At 75.2% G+C, this 21,314-nt stretch carries 4 protein-coding genes; 3 read left to right on the top strand and 1 reads right to left on the bottom strand.

All coding sequences use genetic code 11. The features are described 5' to 3' along the window. Positions 1-67: 67 nt before the first annotated feature. A complete protein-coding gene (locus tag WMF11_RS36320; protein ID WP_437973989.1) occupies positions 68-6,109 on the top strand; it encodes an AAA family ATPase in 6,042 nt (2,013 codons plus the stop codon). Positions 6,110-6,360: 251 nt separating this feature from the next. After that, positions 6,361-7,443: a hypothetical protein gene (locus tag WMF11_RS36315; RefSeq protein WP_437973988.1), complete on the top strand. Its 1,083-nt coding sequence runs from the start codon at positions 6,361-6,363 to the stop codon at positions 7,441-7,443. Between the two features lie 215 nt (positions 7,444-7,658). Here WMF11_RS36315 and WMF11_RS36310 read toward each other — a convergent pair whose 3' ends face one another. Beyond that, positions 7,659-8,282: a hypothetical protein gene (locus tag WMF11_RS36310; RefSeq protein ID WP_437973987.1), complete on the bottom strand. Its 624-nt coding sequence runs from the start codon at positions 8,280-8,282 to the stop codon at positions 7,659-7,661. Positions 8,283-8,989: 707 nt separating this feature from the next. Here WMF11_RS36310 and WMF11_RS36305 point away from each other — a divergent pair. Next, positions 8,990-21,181 (top strand): tetratricopeptide repeat protein, encoded by a 12,192-nt coding sequence (locus tag WMF11_RS36305; protein ID WP_437973986.1) that lies wholly within the window; start codon positions 8,990-8,992, stop codon positions 21,179-21,181. Positions 21,182-21,314: the final 133 nt, after the last annotated feature.

The raw sequence follows: 21,314 nt of genomic DNA, 5'->3' as shown, positions 1-21,314 counted from the left end.
GTCCTTTTGCCAACATCGCACATCGGCCGGCGCCTCGGGGCCGCTCCGGCGCTCGACCCTTCCATCTATGTCCGATAGCCCACGTTACCGCGTGCTGGAGGTGCTGCACCGAGGTGCGGATACGATCCTCTATCGCGCGAGACGCGAGGAGGACGGCCTGCCGGTGGTGCTCAAGGCCCTGCGGCGCGACCACGCGAGCCCGCGCGCCCTGGGGCGCCTGCAGCACGAGCTCGAGATCGCCAGGGCGCTCGAGTCGCCGGTCGTCGTCAAGGCTCACGGGATCGAGACGTTCCGCGATCAGGTGACCCTGGTCCTGGAGGACTTCGGTGGTCGCTCGCTCGACCGAGGCCTCGGTGGCCCCATGCCGATCGAGCGCTTCCTGCCCCTGGCCATCGGCTTCGCCGGCGCGCTCGCCGAGCTGCACCGGCGGCACGTCATTCACAAGGACATCAAGCCCCAGAACCTGCTCCACAACCCCGACACCGGGGAGGTGAAGATCACCGATCTCGGCATTGCCTCCCTCTCGCCCCGCGAGGCCGAGGAGCTCGCCTACGACGGGCTCATCGAGGGCACGCTCGCGTACATGGCGCCCGAGCAGACGGGCCGCATGAACCGCTGGATCGACGAGCGCACGGACCTTTATTCCCTCGGCGTCACCTTCTACGAGATGCTGACCGGCACCTTGCCTTTCCATGCGAGCGACCCCGTCGCGTGGGTCCACTGCCACATCGCCCAGGCGCCGCGGCCGCCGCACGCGCTCGTGCCGTTGATTCCCCTGCAGCTGTCCGCGATCGTGCTCAAGCTGCTCGCCAAGGCCGCCGAGGCGCGCTACCAGAGCGCGCTCGGCCTGCGGTACGACCTCGACCGGTGCGTCGGCCGGCTGCGCGCGAGCGGCACCATCGAGGCCTTTCCGCTCGGCCAGCGCGACGTCCCCGCTCGGTTCCAGGTCCCGCAGCGGCTCTACGGCCGCGAGCGCGAGCTAGCGGCCTTGCTCGCCGCGTTCGGGCGCGTGGTCGCGAGCGGCCGGCCCGAGCTCGTGCTCGTGTCAGGCTACTCGGGCATCGGAAAATCGTCGCTCGTCGCCGAGCTGCGCAGGCCCATCGTGCGCGAGCGGGGCTTCTTCCTCTCCGGCAAGTTCGATCAGCTGAAGCGCGACATCCCCTTGCACGCCTTCATCCAGGCCTTCCGGGCGCTTTCGCGGGAGATCCTGTGCGCGAGCGAGGAGCAGGCCGAGCGCTGGCGGCAGCGCCTCCGCGAGGCGCTCGGCCAGAACGGCGGGTTGCTCGCCGACCTGCTCCCCGAGCTCGCGCTGCTCCTCGGCCCCCAGCCGCCCGTGCCCGAGCTCCCGCCCGCCGAGGCGCAGAGCCGGCTGCACGCGACGCTCCAGCGGTTCGTCGCGGCGTGCGCCCAGAAGGAGCACCCCGTCGCGCTGTTCCTCGACGATCTCCAGTGGGCCGACGCGGCCAGCCTCCAGCTGCTCGAGCAGCTCGCCACCCGCGCCGACGCCGCGCACCTGCTGCTGATAGGCGCCTACCGCGACAACGAGGTCGGCCCCGCGCACCCGCTCCGGCTCGCGCTGGCCGAGGCGCAGAAGCACGGCGTCCCTGTCGACGACATCGCTCTCGCGCCGCTCTCCCTCGCCCACGTCGGCGCCCTCGTCGCCGAGGCGGTCCACGCCCCGGCCGCGCCGCTCTCCCGGCTCGTCTACGAGAAGACCGGAGGCAACCCGTTCTTCGTGCTCCAGTTCCTCATCACCCTGCACGAAGAGGGGCTCATCACCTTCGACGCCGACGAGGGCGCTTGGCAGTGGGACCTCGCCGCCATCCGCGACAAGGGCTTCACCGACAACATCGTCGAGCTGATGGTGGGCAAGCTGAAGCGGCTCCCCGTTCCCACGCGCGACGCGCTCAAGCTCGCCGCGTGCCTCGGCAGCAGCGCGGATCTCGACGCCCTCGCGATCGTCGCGAGCCGCCCGGCAGAAGAGCTCCGCGAGGCGCTCGAGGACGCCGTGCGGGAAGGGCTGCTCGTCTGCCGGAGAGGGTCCTCCTACCGCTTCCTCCACGACCGGGTTCAGCAGGCCGCTTATTCGCTCATCCCGGCGGGACAGCTCGCCGAGGTGCACCTCCGGATCGGCCAGCTGCTCCTGAGGGCAAGGCGCCCGCAGGAGCGCGAGGACGCGCTCTTCGACATCGTGGACCACCTCAACCGCGGCGCCGTCCTCCTGCGTTCCCAGGCGGAGCGCGACGAGCTCGCCGCCCTCAACCTCCGCGCCGGCAGGAAGGCCAAGGCCGCCGCCGCCTACCAGTCCGCCGCGGCCCTCTTCGCCGCCGGCGTGGCCCTCCTCGCGAAAGACCCCCGCGAGCGCTGGGAGACCCGGCACGATCTGACCTACGACCTGAGCCTCGAGCGCGCGCGCGCCGCGTACGTCACCGGCGGTTTCGAGGAGACCGAGCGGCTCCTCGAGGAGCTCCTGGAGCACGCGAAGGCCAAGATCGAGCGCGCCGCCGTCGTGGAGCTCGCGGTCGCCTTCTACCAGACCCGTGGGCGGAGCGACCACGCCGTGGAGATCGGGCTCTCGTGGCTCCGCACCTGGGACATCGATCTTCCGCCCCATCCCACCGAGGACCAGGTCACGGAAGAGATCAAGAGCGTCTGGCAGGCCCTGCGCGACCGCGCGATCGAGGATCTGCTCCACCTGCCCCCCATGGAGCACCCGGCGAGCAAGCTCCTGATGGCCGTGCTGCACGGCGTGGCCGGCCCCGCGATCTTCGTGGACCAGGACCTGCACTGCCTCGCCGTCGTTCGCATGGTGAAGCTCAGTTTGCGCCACGGCAACGCCGAGAGCTCCGCCCATGCGTATGCGGCCTTCGCGCGGATGCTCGGCCCGCGGCTCGGGCGATACCGCGAAGCGTACCTGCTCGGAAAGGTCGGCCACGACCTGGCGGACAGGAGCGGCCTCCTCACCATGAAAGCGCTGGTGTTCACCCTCTTCGGACAGCACGTCGTCTTCTGGACACGCCACTACCGAGAGACAGCTCCGTACACGCGCGCCGGTTTCAGCGCCGCGGTCGAGTCGGGCGACCTGAACATGGCGTGTTTCAACTGTCTCTGGGCCCCGCTGTTCCAGCTGCTCTCCGGCGGGCCGCTGGAGGACGTGCTCCACGAAGTCGAGGAGCGCCTCGCCTTCGTGCGCAGGACGCATTACGCGTTCGCGCACGGACCCCTCCTCAGCGGCCACGCCATGATCCAGACGCTGCGAGGGAGGCCGGTCGGCGACGCGACGGTGGACGGCTCCGATCTGGCCCCGTCGGCCTTCGATGCGCGGCTCGACGAGGGCCAGCTGCGGGGCGCTCGCGGCCTCCATGACAGCATGAAGGCCCAGGCGCTCTTCGTGCTCGGCCCTCCCGGCGAGGCGCTCGCCGCGGCGACGCGCGTGATCGTCGACCACCCCCTCTGGACCGAGCCCTCGGCGCTCATCGCCGAGAACTGCTATTATTACGCGCTGGCGCTCGCGGCCGTCTCGTGCGACGCGCGCGCGCCGCATGAGCAACACGGGGCGCGGCCATCCCCGGCAGAGGGGCTCCCCTCGGGTCTAGTCGACTGCGAAGGGCAGCTCGGCGAGTGGGCCGCGAGCTGCCCCGACAACTTCTTCCACAAGCACGCCCTGATCCGCGCCGAGATCGCCCGGCTCCGCGGGCAGGAATCGGACGCGATACGGCTTTACGAGCAGGCCATCGCGTCGGCGCGGGAGGGCGGCTTCGTCCAGCACGAGGCCATCGCCTGCGAGCTCGCCGCTGGGTTCTACCGCGCGCGCGGCCTGCCCACGCCCGCCGTCGCCTACCTGCGAGACGCCCGCGCCGCCTACTTTCGCTGGGGCGCCCACGCCAAGGTCGAGCAACTCGACCAGCGCTATCCGCACCTCGCCCCGCGCAGGCCGATCGCCCCCACCGTCACCTTCGCCGTCCGGGCCGAGCAGTTCGACGTCCTGTCCGTCGTCAAGGCCTCTCAGAGCATCTCCGGCGAGCTCAAGCTCCCGCGCCTGCTCGAGATGCTCCTGCGCACGCTGATCGAGCACGCAGGTGCCGAGGAAGGCCATGTGCTCCTGATCCGGGAAGATCGCATGTCGGCCGCGGCGGCGATCGCCGCGTCCGGGGGCGAGGCGCGCCTGTTCGACGCGGGCGAGGCGCCGGGGGCGCTGCCGCAATCCATCCTCAACTACGTCCTTCGCAGCCACGATCGCGTGCTGCTCGACGACGCCACGGCCAAGCACACGTTCTCCGAGGACGAGTATTTCACGGAGAAGAGGCCGAGGTCGGTGCTGTGCCTCCCGATCCTGCGGCAGGCCCGGCTGCTCGGCGTGCTCTACCTGGAGAACGGGCTCGTGGCCGGCGCGTTCACCCCAGGGCGGCTCAGCGTGCTCGAGCTGCTCACCTCGCAGTCGGCCATCTCGCTCGAGAACGCCATGCTCTATGCCACGGTCGAGCAGGAGAACGCCGAGCGGCGGCGGGCGGAGCAGGCGCTGAAGGCCAACCAGGCGACGCTGCAGGCCATCGTCGACAACTCCGCCGCGGCCATCTACCTCAAGGATCGCGAGGGCCGGTATCTGCTCGCCAACCGCCAGGCGGCCAACATCCTCGGCCTGCCGAGCGATGAGCTCCTCGGAAAGACCGACGCCGAGCTCTTTCGCAATGCGAGCGTCGAGGTGCTCCAGACCAACGACCGGCGGGTGCTCGACGCGGGCGAGCCGCTGGAATTCGAGGAGGAGACGCTGGTAGAAGACGAGCCGCGCACCTTCCTGTCGGTCAAGTTCCCTCTGGGCGAGGAGATCATGCCCGGCGTCGTTTGCGGCATTTCCACCGACATCACCGAGCGCAAGCGGGCCGAGATCGCCGAGCGCTTCCTCGCCGAGGCGAGCTGCAAGCTGATGGCCCTCGGCTACGGCGCGACCCTCGAGAGCGTGGCGCACCTCGCGGTCCCCGAGCTGGCCGACCGGTGCGTCATCGACGTGGACCTCGCCCAGGGCACCGCTGGATCCACGGTCACCGCGGTCACCGCGGGCGTGCCGGCCGAGCTCGCCGGCGCGGTGATCGAGGCGCTGCGGCCCCTGGCAGCGACCGCGCCGGACCGGCTCGAGGTGGGCGACGTCCGCGTGGTGCCCCTCCTCGAGCGGCTCGGCGTTCACTCCTTCCTCCGCGTCCCGCTCCTCGCGCGCGACCGGCGCTTCGGGATCATGACCCTGCTGGCGACCGCGCCCCGGCGCCGCTATGGCCGCGCCGACCTGTGGCTTGCCGAGGAGCTGGGCAGCCGCGCCGCGCTCGCCCTCGACAACGCGCGCCTGTTCGCCGAGGCCCAGCAGGCGATCGAGCGCCGGGACGAGTTCCTCCTCGTCGCCTCGCACGAGCTCAAGACCCCGCTCACCTCGCTGAAGATGCAGGCCCACCTCCTCGCGCGGCTCTTGCCTCGCTATGGGCGCGGGGAGATCGCCCCGGAGCGCATCGACGCCGCGCTCCAGGTCCTCGATCGCCAGATCGCGCGCCTCGCCCACCTGGTCAACGAGCTGCTCGACGTCACGCGCCTGAACGCAGGCCGGCTGACCCTCGCGCGCGCGCCGGTCGACCTGGCGGCCCTGGCGCGCGAGGTCGTCGAGCGCATGCACCAGCAGCTCGACGACGCCCGCTGCCGCACCGAGCTCGAGCTGGACGAGCCCGTCATTGGAAGCTGGGATCCTTCTCGCATCGAGCAGGTCCTCATCAACCTCCTGTCCAACGCGATCAAGTACGGCGCGGGAGGCCCCATTCACGTCGCCGTGCGCGGCGAGGGCGATCGCGCGTCGCTCGTCGTCCGCGATCACGGCATGGGCATCGCCGAGGCCGATCAGGCCCGGATCTTCGAGCGCTTCGAGCGCGCCGTCTCTGTCCGCAACTTCGGCGGCCTCGGCCTCGGCCTCTACATCGTTCGCTTGATCATCGCGGCCCACGGCGGCACCATCCGCGTCGAGAGCGCGCCAGGCGCAGGCGCCACGTTCATCGTCGAGATCCAGTTGCTCCCGGCCGAGGCCGAATCGGACACGGCGATCGACGACCAAGGCGCCCTGCTCCCACCGGCGTAGAGCGCACGCTTCCCTGCGAGGCTGCTACGCATCTCCTGGTGCCCAGCGGAGGACCGTCAAGTTGCCCATGGCGCTGACCTTGAGTCAGCGAGCATCACGATTGAATTCATCGGGTTCGTCGACGCAGGCTCGGGTACTTCGCCATCCTGCGCGGAGCGGGCAGCTCGGGCTGGGGCTGAGCCGGCTGGCGGCCCGCCAGTGAGCCCGGTTTTCCCACCTCGCAAGCGTGGAACGGTTGTACGGTGGCGCTCGTGAAAATGCGCCTCGCTGCCGTCCTCCTCCCGTCCTGCGTCGCGGCTTCGCTCCTGGCCTGCGGTCCATCGGCTCCGCCCGCGGCCGCCCCGCCCGCGCAGGCGCCCTCTGGTGCGAGCGGCGTGGCGCCTGCTCCGGTCGTGAGCCCGGTGCCCGCCGAGCCCGCGCCGACCGCGGCCCCCGCCCCGGCGAAGACGTGCAGCGAAGCGCAGGACATCGAGACCTGCGAGACCGAGTGCGCGGCGGGCAAGGCGGCCGCGTGCGAGACGCTGGGCGACCTCCACGCGAAGACGGAAGACAAGGCGACCCCGGGGTTCTCGCTCGGGTCTGCACTGCGGGCGTTCGGCGAGGCGTGCACGCTCGGCGCGAAGAGCGCGTGTGACAAGCGCGAGGTACACCTGAAGGAGCTCCGCGCCGCGTGCCAGAAGAGCGCGAAGAGCTGCGCCGCGCTCGGCCGGGCGCTCTCGAGACAGGACGGCCACGACAAGGAGGTCGACGAGAGCTTCGACCGCGCCTGCAATGCGGGAGATGTCGCTGCTTGCGAGGACCGCGGCGAGCTGCACATGGACCTCGAGCCGGCGAAGATTCACGCGGCGATCGCCGAGAAGGCGCTGGATCGAGCGTGCGCGAGCGGCTCGGTGAGCGCGTGCTGTTCGCTCGTGAAGGTCTACACGGACACCGACCGCGAGAAGAAGGCCGATGCGGCGAAGGCGCGGGTCGAGGCCGCGAACGACAGGTCGCAGCAGGGCCGGATCGCGTGCGACGTCTTCCGCCTGGGAGGCAAGCCCAAGGTGCGGGTGATCGCGAAGGCAAACGCGGAGAGCGCGAAGGCCTTGAGCAAGCAGGAGATCGCTTTGCTCGAGGAGGTGCTGTCGCGCCGGGTGCCGTATTGCTACGGCGAGCCGCCGAAGAGCCCCGCCGAGCTCGACATCGAGCTCAGCCCGGATAGCGCTGCCAAGCTGGCCGGCTACACGGGGGTCGACAGCGAGCAGTGCGTGAGCCGCCTCGTGGAGAGGATCCACCTCGCCGGCACGGCACCGCGCCGCGCCCGCTTCGGGCTCAGCTTCGAAGCGGTGAAGTAACGCTCGTCGCTGGCGAGGAAGCGGCGTTTCACCGAGGACCTCGGGCTTGGCCCGCGGCGGCGCAAGATGTCGCGCGTTCTCGGGCCGCACCTCACCGACCTCGCGTGTCTGCAGAGGACCGAGCTGGTTCCGAACGAGCAGATCGCCTTCTTCGTGATAGGCGCCGTCGAGAAAGAGGGCGTGCAGGTGTGGGGTCAATCGGAGGCGAGGCGCTGTCAGTCGTCGAAGCCGAGGTTCACTGGCCGCGGCGGGAGCGTCTTGGCCAGCGACAGCTCCGTGGTGGGCACCGTCGTCGGCACCGGCGAGAGCTCGAGGTCGTCGATCCAGAGCGCTCCGGTCTCGGTGAGGAGCGTGCCGAACGAGATGGATTCGGCCGCTTTGTCCGCGTCCAGGACGACGTGGTACTGCGTCCAGTCGGTCGTCCCCTTGATGGCACGATCGCTCATGTTGTCGAAAGCGAGCGCGTGTTCGTGGCGACCGTCCACGCGCATCCACAGGCCGGCCCAGCCCTTGACGTTCTCGCTCTTCACCCAGCCCTGCAGCCGGACCCGCTTGCCGCGGAACTCAACGGCGCTGATGGTCTGCATCAAGGTGCCGAACCCATCGTCCGGGTCGCTCACCGACCTGAGGAACGCGGCTGCCTTTCCGCTGCGCTTGACCTTGCTGTCGACGCCGACGTTGTACGCCTTCGGCTTGCTTCCCGCGAGACTCCAGCCGGCCGGGCTGTCGACCGCGTTCTCCGTCGTGGCCATGGGCTCATTCGCTCGCGCGTCCAGGGGCCCGACCCCGACCAGCGCGGCTGCGAGGAGGCTGCCGAGCATCGCCTCTTCGATGCGCATTGAAGACTCCTTTTGTCTGCGCAGACCGCGTCTGCGCGCTCTGCGAGGTGCTCCCCGTCGACGAGCGGACGCTTCCCTGCGCGGATACCGAGCGTGTCCTGGTGCCCAGCGAAGGATCGGTCAAGTTGCCCAGCGCGTCGATCTCGAGTCGGTGAGCATCACGATTGAATTCATCGGTATCGTCGAAGCGGGCTCGGGTACTTCGAACGAGGGAGACGGGCGGGCGCCGCCAACCTGATCAGCAATGCTGGGCGGCGGGCGCGATCGAGCAAACCCCGGCGCCATCGTTCCCCTCGCTCGGGCCGTCCCGGTGCTCGAGGTGGCAAGTCGGCGGCGGTGCGCCTACCCGAGCGCCGATAGGCAGACAGCGCACCACCCCCCGTGCGCCTGCTGGCCGCGCGTTTGAGGCCGCCTCGACAGAAGAAGCGGTGCCCGCCGGCTGGGCAGGCGCGGTCGCCCTCACACACCTCACCGCGTCTCATGGCCTCTGTTCAGGCCATTCGCCCCGCCATCGCTGCTCTTCTCTCGCGCCGCCGCCCCCGGCGGTCGAGCCCGCCCCGCCAGCGCAGGGCCCCGATACCAGAGCCCATTTGGGAAACGCTCCTGTTACCTTGGGCAGCGCTCCGCAGCGCACTGCGGGCGCAGGTTCGACGGCAGCGCCGGCACGCCGGCCCCTTGCACCACCGCCAGCCGAGGTCCGGATCCACATGCAGCAGGACACGAAGAGCGCGCGCGTCTCGTTCCGTATCGACAACCTCGAAGCCGCGCTCGAGCAGGGGATCGACAACGAGGCGGCCGCGCTCGACGTGCTCGTGGCCGCGGCGGCCAAGGGGAGCCTGCACCCGGAGCTGTGGGCGAAGCTCCACGAGGCCTCCGCCCGCCACGACCGGTTCTCCGAGCTCGCGTTCGCCTACGAGCGCCTCGTCGGCGAGCGGCGGTTCGGGATGCTCCCGCAGGCCGCCCAGGCCGAGGTCCTCGTGCGCGCCGCCGAGTTCCTCGCCGACTCCTTCGGCGACCCCGGCGGCGCTCGCCCCTACCTCGAGCGGGCGCTCGCCGTGCTGCCCTCGCACCAGGAGGCGTTCTTCCGGCTCGAGCGCGTCCTCCAGGAGGCGAACGAGCCGGCGAAGCTCGCGGACCTCTACGCCCTCGCGGCGGGCCACCGCGCGGACCGCGCCGAGCAGCTGTCGCTGCTCCGCCGCGCGTTCGAGCTCGTCGACGTCAACGCAAACGGCGCGAGCGACGAGGAGCGCGCGATCAAGCTGCTCCAGCAGATCCTCAAGGTCGACCCCGGCGACGCCTCGGCGCGCTGGGAGCTCGAGGCGCGTTACGCGCGCGCCGGGCGGAACCAGGAGATCGCGAGGATGCTCGAGCAGGCGCTCACCGCGGAGGCGGCGCCGCCCGACGCGCTCGAGATCCGCGCGCGGCTCATCGACCTCTACAGCGGCCCGCTCAAGGAGCTCGAGCGGGCGCTGCCGCACGTCGAGGAGGTGCTCGCGCAGAGCCCGGACCACGAGGCCGCCCTCCGCGCCGGTGAGGCCCTGCTCGCGCGCAAGACCGTGCTCGTGCGCGCGGCCGCGGCGCTCGAGGCGGCCCACGCGCGCCGCGGGGACGCGGAGGAGGCGGCGCGGATGATGGCCCTCCAGATCGAGAACCTGCGCGGGCCGCGCCGCGTCGAGGTGCAGAAGCGGCTCGTCGAGCTGCAGTTCCAGCGGCTCGGCGATCTCGCGTCGGCGTTCTCGCTGTCGGAGCAGATCCTCGCGGTCGACCCGTCCGACGAGGCGGTGCGCGAGCGCTTCGTCGCCCTCGCGTCGGCGCTCGACCGCCAGGCCGACGCGGCGCGCGTGCTCGTGCGCGCGTCGGCCGGCGCCAAGGACAAGCCGCTCAAGGCCCGCATCGCCGCCGAGCTCGGCGAGCTGTACGAGGGCCTCGGGGACGGCAGGAAGGCGCGCGCGTCGTTCCAGCAGGCGCTCGACGGCGAGCCCGACGACGCGGCCGCGCGGCGCGCGGCCCGCGGGCTCGCGAAGCTCTGCGAGCGCGAGCGCGACGCGCGCGGGCTCGCGGGCGCGCTCGAGCGGCTCGCCGGGGCCGAGCCGGAGGCCGAGGCGCGCGAGGCCGCGGCGGAGCGGCTCGCGCGCCTCTACGAGGAGGAGCTCGGCGACGCCGCGGGCGCGATCGCGGCCTACCGCAGGCTCGCGGAGTCGGGCTCCTCGCGCGAGCCGGGCGCGCTCGCGGCGCTCGAGCGGCTGTACGAGGCCACCTCGGCGCACGAGGGCCTCGCGTGGGTCCTCGAGCGGCGCGCCGAGGCGGAGCCGGACCGCCGCGCGGCGCGGGAGCTCGCCTTCCGCGCGGCCGAGCTGCGCACCCGGCTCGCGGATCTGCCCGCCGCCGTCGCCGCCTGGCGCCGCTACCTCGCGGCGTTCGGGGCGTCGCGCGAGGCGCACGCGCGGCTCATCCCGCTGCTCGAGCAGGAGCGGCGCTGGGCCGAGCTCGAGGCGCTCCTCGAGGCCGAGGCCGAGCTCGCGGCCGGGCAGGACCGCGCCTCGGTGCTCGCCCGGATCGGCGCGGTCCGCATGGCGCGGCTCGACGATCCGGCCGGCGCGATCGCCGCGTACCGCGAGGCGCTCGCGCTCGATCCGACCGAGCGATCGAGCCGGCTCGCGGTCGAGAAGATGCTGGGCGCGCCCCCGGGCAACGGCGCCGCCGCGGAATCGTCGCGGCAGAGCTCCCACCTGCTGCTGACCGACGATCAGCGGCTCGCGGCCTGCGCGGTGCTGGAGCCGATCGCGCGCGCGGAGAAGGCGGCGCCGCTGCTCGTGCGCGTGCTCGAGACGAAGGCGGAGCTCGGGCCCGTCGTGTGGGCCCCCGGCGCGTCCGCGCCGGCGCCGGCCGACGTGTCGGGCAGGCTCGCGGCGCTCGAGGAGGCGGCCTCCGTGGCCGAGCGCGAGCTCAGGGACCCGAAGAAGGCGCTCGATCTCTCGGCGCGCGGGCTCTCGCTCGCGACCGCGCACGCGCCGGAGCGGCTCGCGCGGTGGGTCGCCGAGGTCGAGCGGCTGACGGAGCACGGCAGCGAGTCCGCGCGCCGTGCGCCGGCGCTCGCGGGGGCGCTCGGGGATCGCGCGGTGGACAGCCCGGCGCTGTCGCACCTCGCGCGGCGCGCGGGCGAGGCGCTGCTCGCGAGCGGCGACGTGACGCAGGCGCTCGCCCTCTACCGCCGCGCGCTCGCCTTCGAGCCCTCGTCGCTCGATCTCATCGCCCGCGTGGACGCGCTCCTGCGCGAGCAGGGCAGCCCCGAGGAGCGGCTCGCGCTCTACCGCGAGGCGCTCGCGCAGCCGTGCGCGCCCGCGCGGCGGCGCGAGCTCCTGCACGCGATCGGCACCATCCAGCGCCGCGACGTCGGCGACCTCGCCGGGGCGGCCGCGACGTACCGCGCGGCCATCGAGGACGACCCGGGCGACGACGCGGCGTACGAGGCGCTGCTCGAGACGTACGCGGCGGGCAACGCGTGGGGCGCGCTCTACGGCGCGCTGGCCGAGCGGCTCCCGGGCGTGGCGCCCGACGCGCGCGTCGCCCACGAGCTGCGCATGGCGGACGCGGCCGCGAGGGGCGGGGAGGTCCCGAGCGCGGTCGCGCACTACCGCGCGATCCTCTCGCGCGGCGCGGCGCTCGACGGCGCCGCCCTCTCCGCGATGGAGGCGCTCGCGCTGTCCGCGGGCGATCCGGCGCTGCTCCGCGAGGTGCTCGAGCGGCGCGTCGCCGCCGCGGGCGATCCCCAGGACGAGGCGCTCTGGCTGGAGCGCCTCGGCGAGCTCGCGGCGTTCGGCATTCGCGTCGCGGGCGCGCCCGACGCGCCCGACGCCGCGCGCGCGGCGGACGCCCCGGCGGCGCAGGCCGCTCCGGGCGACCTCGACGCCGCGGTGACGGCCTGGCAGCGCGCCGCCGGGCTCGCCGAGGGGCCGCTCGCGGATCCGGAGCGCGCGCAGAAGCTCTACGAGCGCGTGCTCTCCGTCGCGCCGAAGCACCGCGACGCCGCCGCCCGCCTCGCGGCGCTCTACCGCGGGCAGGGGGCCTGGGCCCGGCTCGCGGCCGTCTGCGAGGTCCTGATCGAGACGGCGACGTCCGACGACGAGGCGCTCGCGGCGCTCGCGGCGCTCGAGGACGCGGCGATCCGGGCGCGCGCGACGTCGCGCTTCGTCGATGCCGCGCTCGATCTGCGCGATCGCATGAGGGCCGAGGGGGAGGGGAGCGCGGCCGCCGGCAAGGCGGCGGCGCGCGCCCGGGCGATCGAGGCGGCGCTCGCGCGCGTGCTCGCCGCCGATCCCGAGCGGCAGGACGACGCCGCGTCCGTCTACCGGCGCCTGCTCTCGCCCCAGGACGACGGCGACGCCGCGCCGGGCGCGCTCGACGCCGCCGCGCTGGAGGCGTTCCGCGCGTTCCTGGCGCAGAGCCCCGACACGCTCGCGCGCCGCGTGGACCGGCGCTGGCTCTTCACGCTCCTCGTGGAGCGCGGGCACGAGGGCGAGCGCCCGAGGGCGCTCTCCGCGTGGGCCGCGTGGGAAGAGGAGATCGGCAACCGCGCGGCGGCCGCGGCGCTCTACGCCCGCCTGCTCGAGGCGGATCCCGAGAACGACGACGCGCTCGCGGCGCGGGGGCGCCTCCTCGCCGAGGTGGGCGATCACGAGGGCGCGGCGGAGGTGCTCGCGGCGCGCCGCGACCGGAGCCAGGGCAGCGCGCGCGTCGCGCTGGACGTCGAGCTCGCGGCGCTCCTCTTCGATCGGCTGGATCGGCCGGCGGACGCGCTCGACGCGGTCGCGCCCGCGATCGAGGCCGGGACGATCGAGCCCGCGGTGATCGAGATCGTGCAGCGCGCGCTCGGGCGCCCCGAGACGCAGGCGCGCGCGGCGCTCCTCCTCGAGCGCGCGTGCGACGCGCTCGACGATCCCGAGGCGCGCGTCGCGCTGCTGGAGGCGCTCCTCGCGAGCTCGCCGGCGGACGCCGCGCCGGGCGCCCTGCTCGACGCGGGCAGCCTCGCGGCCGCGCAGCGCGCCGCCGTCCGCCGCGGCTGGTTCGAGCGCCTGCTCGATCACCACGACCACGACGCGCCGCGCGGCCTCGACGTCGCCCTGCGCGCGGTCTCCGAGCTGCCGGGCGAGCTCGCCCTCTGGGATCGGATCGAGGAGCTCGGCCGCCGGGCGAAGCAGCCCGAGCGCGTCGCGGCCGCGCACGCCGCGGCGCTCGACGCGGGCGCGGCGCTCCCGCCCGACATCGTCGAGGAGATCGGCCGGCGGGCCGTCGAGCACCACGAGGAGTGGTTCGACGCGCCGGAGGCCGCCCTCGCGCTGCTCCGCCGGCTCGTCGAGCTCGTGCCCGGCTCGCTCTGGGGCTTCGAGCGGCTGAAGCTCGCCTACAACGCGGCCGAGCGCTGGGAGGACCTCTTCGCGCTCTACGACGGGATGCTCGAGCGCACCTCGGCGGCCGATGAGCGCGTCTTCCTGCTGGAGGACGCCGCGGCCGTCGCGCGCGACCTCGCCGGCGACGGCGAGCGCACGATGCGCTACCTCGAGCAGCTCCTGCCGCTCCAGGGCGACGCGCGCACCCGCGCCGCGCTCGAGCGGCTCTACGAGCGGCACGGCAGGCACCGCCCGCTCATCGATCTCCTGTCGGCCGAGCTGCCGAGGCTCTCCGGCGACGCCGCGGATCGGCTCCGCGAGCGCGTCGCGCTCCTCTGGATCGAGGGCGTCGGCGACGCCGCGTCGGCGCTCCCCGTGGTCGAGCGGCTCCTCGACGCGCCCCCGGCGCCGCGCGCCGCCCGCGCGGCGCCGCGCCCCGTCGACGCCTTCGCGCTGCTCGAGCGGATCCTCGGGGCGCTGCCGCCCGAGCAGGCGCCCGCCGGCGCGCTCGCCGCGCGGCAGCGGTCGGCCGCGCTGCTCGCGGAGCACTACCGCGAGGAGGCGCGGCCCACGGACCTCGTGCGCGTGCTCGAGATCCAGCTCGAGGGCGCCGACGCCGGCGACCGCCCGGCGCTGCTGCGCGAGATCGTGCGGCTCCGCCGCGACGCGCTCGGCGACGAGCCGGGCGCGTTCGCGCGGCTCGCCGAGCTCGTCGAGCTCAGGCCGTCGGAGGCCGGCGATCGCGCGGAGCTCGCCGAGCTCGCCGAGCGCCTCGGCCGGCACGACCGCCTCGCCGAGGTCCTCGCCGCGGCCGAGCCGCGCGCCGGCGACGCGCGGCAGGCGCTCTCGCTCGTGCGCGACGCCGCGCTCCTCCGCCGCGACCGGATCGGCGACGCCGACGGGGCGATCGCGCTCTTCCGCCGGCTCTTCTCGCTCGCCGAGGCGAGCGGCGACGCGGAGGCCGCGCGGGACGCCGCCCGCGCGCTCGATCGGCTCTTCGCGGAGGCCGACCGCGTCGCCGAGCGGTGCGACGTGCTCGACACGCTCGCCGCGATCGAGACGGACCCGGCGGCGCGGCGCGAGGCCCTCGGCGAGCTCGCGCGGCTCGCCTCCTCGCGGCTCGGCGACGAGGCGCGGGCGATCGCGGCGTACTCGGCGCGCCTCGTCGACGACCGCCAGGATCTCGCGGCGCTCGACGGCCTCGCGGCGCTCCTCGAGGAGGGCGGGCGGTACCGCGAGCTCACGGTCGTGCTGGAGCGCCGCGCGGCCGTGCGCGGCGGCGCGGGCGGCCGGCGCGATCTCGGGCGCGTCGCGCGGCTCTTCGAGCGCGAGCTCGGCGACGCCGACGAGGCCATCGCCACCTGGCGCCGCATCCGCGAGGAGCTCGCGCCCGACCCGGAGAGCGGGGACGCGCTGGCCGCGCTCTACACGCGCGCGGAGCGCTGGGGCGACCTCGTCGCGCTGCTCGAGGTCGAGGCGTCCGCGGCCGGCGCGCTCCCCGGCGGGGCGGGCGCCGCGCGCAGCGTGGAGCTCTTCCAGCGCCTCGGCGACACGCACCGCGATCGCACGCTCGCGTGGGAGCTCGCCGTGAAGGGCTACCGCCGCGCGCACGAGGCCGAGCGGGACGCGCGCCGCGCGGGGCTCGAGGGCTCTGGCGGGGAGGGCGAGTGGGGGGCGGCCGAAGGGGGCGAGCGCGCCGCGCGCTCGCACGCGCCGCGCGCGGGGCTCGAGGAGCTGCTCCGCCGCATCGACCCGGCGTCGACCGAGCACCGCGGCGCGCTGGTCGCCGCCGTCGGCGCGTTGCTCGAGATCTGCGCCGACGCGGACGACTGGCACGGCCAGATCGCGCTGCTCGAGCCGCGGCTCGCCGCGGCCGGGACGGACGCCGAGCGGGTCGCCATCCTGAAGGCCTCCGCGGCGCTGCTCGAGGAGCGGGGCGACGACCGGGAGGGCGCCTTCGAGCTCGCCTTCCGCGCGTTCCTCCTGTCGCCCGGCGCCGAGCCGCCCGAGGGCCTCCTGCGGCTCACGGACCTCGCGGGCCGCTGGCGCACGATCGCCGACGCGCTGCCCGAGCTCGAGCGCCGCGGTGACGTCCCTGCCGCCACGCTCCGCGACCTCACGGCCCGCGTGGGCCGCTGGCACCGCGACGCGCGCGCCGACGAGGACGCCGCCGAGCGCGCGTTCGAGCGCGCGCTCCTCCACGACCCGGGGAACCGCGCCATCCTGCTCGATCTCGCGGAGCTCCTGCGGCGGCGGCGCGGGCCCTCGCTCGTCCCGACGCTGCTCCGGCTCGCCGCGGCGACCGGGCACGACCTCGCCCTCTACCGCGAGGCGGTGGAGGCGGCGCGCGACGCGGGCGACGCGGCGCGGGCCCGCGAGATCGCGGCGGAGCTCCTCGAGATCGCCGTGCAGCGCCTCGCCGACGAGGAGGAGCAGCCCCCTGCGCCCGGCGCGTGGCCGGCCTCGCGCGCCGCCCTCTGGGCGATCGACGCGCTCGTCGGCATGCTCGAGGGCGCGGGCGACAGGCCGCAGATCGTCGCGCTGTGCCGGCGCGGCGCCGCGCTCCCGTTCGCGCCGAGCGAGCGGCGCCGGCTGCTGCGCGTCGCCGCCGAGGCGGCGGAGCCCGGCGAGGCGATCGCCCTCTACGGCGGGCTGTTCGCGGACGATCCGACGGACGAGCCGGTCGGCGAGAGCCTCGCCGCGCTGCTCCGGGCGGCCGGGCGGCGCGAGGAGCTCGTGCGCCTGCGCGAGCTGCAGATCGAGGTCTCTGGCGATCTCGATCGCCGCGTCGCGCTCCGCTACGACGCCGCGGAGCTCCTCGCGGACGCCACGCGCGCGTCCGAGGCGATCGCGCTGCTGCGCCGGAACCTCGCGGAGAGCCCGGGGCACGGCGCGTCGATCGACAGGCTCGCCTCGCTCCTCGAGGCGGGCGGGCTGCACCGGGAGCTCATGCTGCTCCGCGAGGAGCAGGCGGCCGCGCGCGGGTCGGCGGACGCCGGCGCGGCGGCCGCCGAGCTCTGGCTCCAGGCGGCGTCCCTCGCCGAGCACGAGCTCAACGAGCCCGAGCGCGCGATCGCCAGCTACCGCCGCGCCGCGGACATCGGGTCCGTCGAGGCGCTCGACGCCCTCGCCCGGCTGCTCGCGCGCCGCGGCGAGCACGCGGCCGCCGCCGAGGCGCTCGAGCGGCTCTGCGCCGGCGCGGCGCCCGACGAGCTTCACCAGGCGGCGCTCCGCCTCGCGGACGCCTACCTCGAGGCCGGTGAGGCCGATCGCGCCCGCGCCGCCCTCGAGCGAGCGCTGCCCCGCGCCGCGCAGCCCGCGCCGCTCCGCGAGCGGCTCGCGTACCTCTACCGCGCTTCGGGCGCGTGGAGCGCCCTGGCCGCGCTCATCGCGGGCGACGCCGCGCGCGCCGACGAGGCGCCCGCCCGGCTCTCGCTCCTCCGCGAGGCCGCGGACCTCTACCTCACGCGCGGCGGCTCGCCCGCCGCCGCGATCCCGCTGTTCGACGAGGCCATCGCGCTCGCGCCGGACGACCTCTCGCTGCGCCTCGCGCGGAGCCGCGCCCTCTCCGCCGCCGGCAGGACCGACGACGCGACCGCGGCCCTGCGCGGGATCATCGCCGACTTCGGCGCCCGCCGCCCCAAGGAGCGCGCGCTCGTCCACCACGAGCTCGCCCGCGTCGCGCTCGCGACGGGCGATCGCGCCCGCGCGATGGCGGAGTTCGACCTCGCGCTGCGCGTCGACCCCGCGCACCCCGACGCGCTCCACGGCCTCGCCGGCCTCGCCCTCGAGGACGGCCAGCTCGAGCGCGCGCACCGCGCCTACCGCGCGCTGCTGCTCGTCGCGCGCCGGCCCCGCGACGAGGGCGAGGGGCTCGTCGGCGTGCGCCGCAGCACGATGCCGCCGACGCGCTCCAGCGTGGGCCTCCCGTCTTCCACCTCGTTCAGCCGGGCCGAGGTCCTGCTCGCGCTCGGCGAGATCGCGCGCCGGCAGGGGGCGCCCGACCGCGAGGCGGAGTACGTCGAGTCCGCCTTCGAGGCGGCGCGCGAGAGCGACGCCGAGCACGAGAAGCTCCTCGCCGCGCTGCGCGCCCGCGGGCGCCACGACCTGCTCGCGCGCGCCCTCGAGGCGCGGCTCGCCGGCCCTGCCGAGGGGCCCGCCGAGGACGCCGCCGCGTCGCTCGGCGAGCTCGCGTCGCTCTACGAAGGCCCGCTCGATCGCCCGGAGCTCGCGCTCTCGGCCCGCCTGCGGGCCCTCGATCTCACGCCCGGCGCCGGCGCCGCGCACGACGCCGCCCTCGAGCTCGCGCGCCGCTCCGGCCAGACGCAGCGGTACCTCGACCTCGTCGAGCGGCTCGTCGCCCGGGCGGCCTCCGAGCCGTACGAGGTCGCGCTCCTGCTCCGCTTCGGCCGCGCCCTCGAGCTCTCGCCGGCCGACCAGGAGCGCGCCGCGGCCGTCTACCGCCGCGCCGAGGCGAAGATCGCGGCCGGCGCGCCCTCCCACGCCCGCGCGGGCCGCGACGCGGGCGCCGACATCGAGCAGCTGTGGAGCTCGCTCGAGGCCATCTACGCGCGCCTCGGCGATCGCGCCGCGCAGGCGGACGTCCTCCGCAAGCGCATCGACCTCGCCGACGCGCCGGCCGCCCCCGCGGGCGGCGCGGATCGCGCCGCGCCGCGGTACCGCCTGGCCGCGCTGCTCGCGGCGGACGCGGCGGAGGTCGATCCGGCGATCTCGCTCCTCGAAGAGGCGCTCGACCTCCACGCCGATCCGGACCGGGCCGAGGCGATCCTGCGCGACGCGCTCCGCGCCGATCCGAGGAACCCGCGCGCGATCCGCCTCTTCGAGCGCCTCGCACGGCAGAGCGGGCGGCCGCGCGCCCTCGTGGACGCGCTGCTGCTCCTCGCCGAGATCGAGGGCCCCGGGGTCCTCGAGGAGGCCGTCCGCACCGCCCGCGCGCTCGGCGATCGCGGGCTGGCCGAGTCGATCCTGCTGCGCATCGTCGGCTCGGGCGCGCGATCTACGTCCGAATCGTCCGAATCGTCCGAATCGTCCGAATCGTCCGATCCGTCCGGCTCCGCGTGGGCGCTCGTCGCGCTCGCCGAGCTCCGCGAGGAGGCCGGCGATCTCGCGGCCGCCGCGTCGCTCTGCGAGCGCGCCGCGCGCGCCTCGGCGCCCGAGGAGGAGCGCGCGCTGCTCCTGCACGCCGCGGAGCTCGCCGCCGGCCCGCTCGCCGACCTCTCCCGCGCGGCGCGCCTCTACGAGGAGCTCCGCGCCCGCGAGCCCGCCGAGCGCGAGATCTGGACGCCCCTCGCCGGCGTGTACCGGCGGAGCGGCGACGCCGCGCGGCTCGCCGCGCTGCTCGAGGAGACGGCGCCCCTCGTCGACGATCTCTCCGAGCGCTGCGCGCTGCGCCTCGAGCGCGCGCGCCTCCTCGCGCGGGAGTCGCCGGAGGAGGCGGCGGCCCTGCTCCGCGACATCCTCGACGAGGATCCGACCCAGGTGGAGGCCGCCATCCTCCTCGCCACCATGCTCGAGGAGGCCGGCCGCACCGACGAGCTCGGCGAGCTCTTCGCGCTGCAGCTCGACGCCGCCAAGGATCGCGCGGACGTCGCGTCGATCGCGTCGATCTCGATGCGCCTCGGCGCCCTCCTCGAGCAGCGCGGCGACGATCGCGGCGCGCGCGACGTCTACCTCGGGGCCGCGGACTGGGACGGCGCGAACCGCGACGTGCTCCGCGCGCTCGTGCGCCTCAGCCGGAAGCGCGACAGCGCGGACGACCTCATCGACGCGCTCGAGAAGCTCCTGCGCACCGAGCAGGGCGGCGAGGCGGCCCAGCTCGCCCTGGAGCTCTCCGAGCTGCACGGCGCGCGCGGCGACGACGCCGCGGCGGAGGCCGCCCTCAAGGCCGGGTACGCCGTCTACCCCGCGAACGACCGGCTCCGCGAGGAGCTCGCGTCGCGCTACGCGGCCCGCGAGGCCTGGCACGCCCTCGCCGAGCTCCACGTGCTCACGGCGCACGGCACCGACGGCGACGAGGCGCGCGTCGAGTCGCTCTGCCGCGCCGCCGAGATCCTCCGCGATCGCGCGGGCGACGCCGCGGCGGCCGCCGAGCTCCTCGAGCGCGCCCTCCGCGTCGCGCCCGGGGATCGCGACGTCTTGATCGCGCTCATCGACGCGTGCGGCGCGGTCTCCGACCACGCCCGCGCGGCCCGCGCGCTCACGGCGACGCTCGAAGCGAGCCCGGACGACCCGTGGCTCTACCGCGCGCGGGCCGAGGTCCACGGCGCGCTCGGCCAGGGCGACCGCGCCCTCGCCGATCTCGAGCGCGCCTACGCGCTCGGCGGCGCCGAGTACGGAAGCGAGCTCGTCGCCGAGCTCGAGCGGGCGCTCGCGCGCGCGGACCACGCGGGCGCGCGGTCCGCCGAGGCCGAGGCCGCGGGCGCGCCCAGCGAGGCCGCGGCGGAGGCGGCGGGCGCCGCCTCGCCGCGCGCGCTCCGGCTGCGCCTCGCCGAGATCCTCGCGCGCTCGGGCGACGTCGAGCGCGCGCGCGCCCACCTCGGCGATCTCCTGCACGCCGACTCCAAGGACCGCGCCGCGCTCAAGGCGCTCGCCGGCCTCGAGGAGTCCGCCGCGCGGTGGGACGCCGCGAGCGCCGTCTACCGCAGGCTCATCGCGCTCGAGGAGGGCGACGCCCTCGTCGCCACGGCGCTGCTCCTGGCCGGCGCGTGCGCGCGCGCGGGCCACCTGGGCGACGCCCGCGGCGGGCTCGAGCGCGCGCTCCGCGCCGCGCCCGGCAACACCGAGATCCGCGACCGCCTGCGCGCGCTCTACGCCGAGATCGGCGCGAACCGCGAGCTCGCCGCCATCACGCTCGAGGACGCCGCCGCGGCGTCCGACGTGGCCGGCCGCTTCACGCTCCTCGTCGCCGCCGGCCGCCTGCTGCTCGACGTCGGTGACGCCGCGCAAGCGGCCGCGGCGCTCCGGGAGGCGCGCTCCCTGCGCCCCGAAGATAACGATGTCGCCCTCCTGCTCGTGGACGCGCTGATCGCCGCGGGCGACTCGAGGGAGGCGCGCGCTGTCACCGCCGAGCTCATCGTGGCTGCCAAGGGGCGTCGCTCGCGGCACCTCGGCGCCGTCTATCACCGCGTCGCGCGGATCGAGGACGCCGAGGGCAATCTCCACGAGTCGCTCACGGCGCTCACGAGGGCGCTCGAGAACGATCCTCAGAACGGCGAGATCGCCATGGAGCTCGGCGAGAGCGCGCTCGGGCTGGGGGAGGAGGACATCGCCGCGCGCGCTTACCGCGCGGTCACCCTGATGAAGATTTCCCCCGAGCCCGGCGAGGGAGGCACGACGCCCGCCGCGCGGGCGCTCGCCTATTACCACCTCGGGGCGATGGCGCTCGCGGCCGGCGACCGCCGGAAAGCGCGCCTGATGCTCGACAAGTCCGTCTCGGAGGACGGCTCGCTCGAGGCGGCCCGGGCGCTGCTCGACGAGCTGCGCGCCGGCTGAGGGCCTGTCCCGCGCCTCTCCGCGGGTATGCCCAGGTCGCGGCGGCCGCCTCCGTGGCCGCCCCAGGCGGCGCGCGCAGGACCGTGGAGCGCGCAAAACCGCGCGATTCCAGGCGTTTTTTGACGCTCTCCGG

The sequence above is a fragment of the Sorangium sp. So ce295 genome, from assembly GCF_051527405.1.
GTDB lineage: Bacteria > Myxococcota_A > Polyangia > Polyangiales > Polyangiaceae > Sorangium > Sorangium cellulosum_B.
The sequence above is the reverse complement of the archived record's forward strand: the minus strand, read 5'-3'. Positions and strand labels throughout refer to the sequence as shown.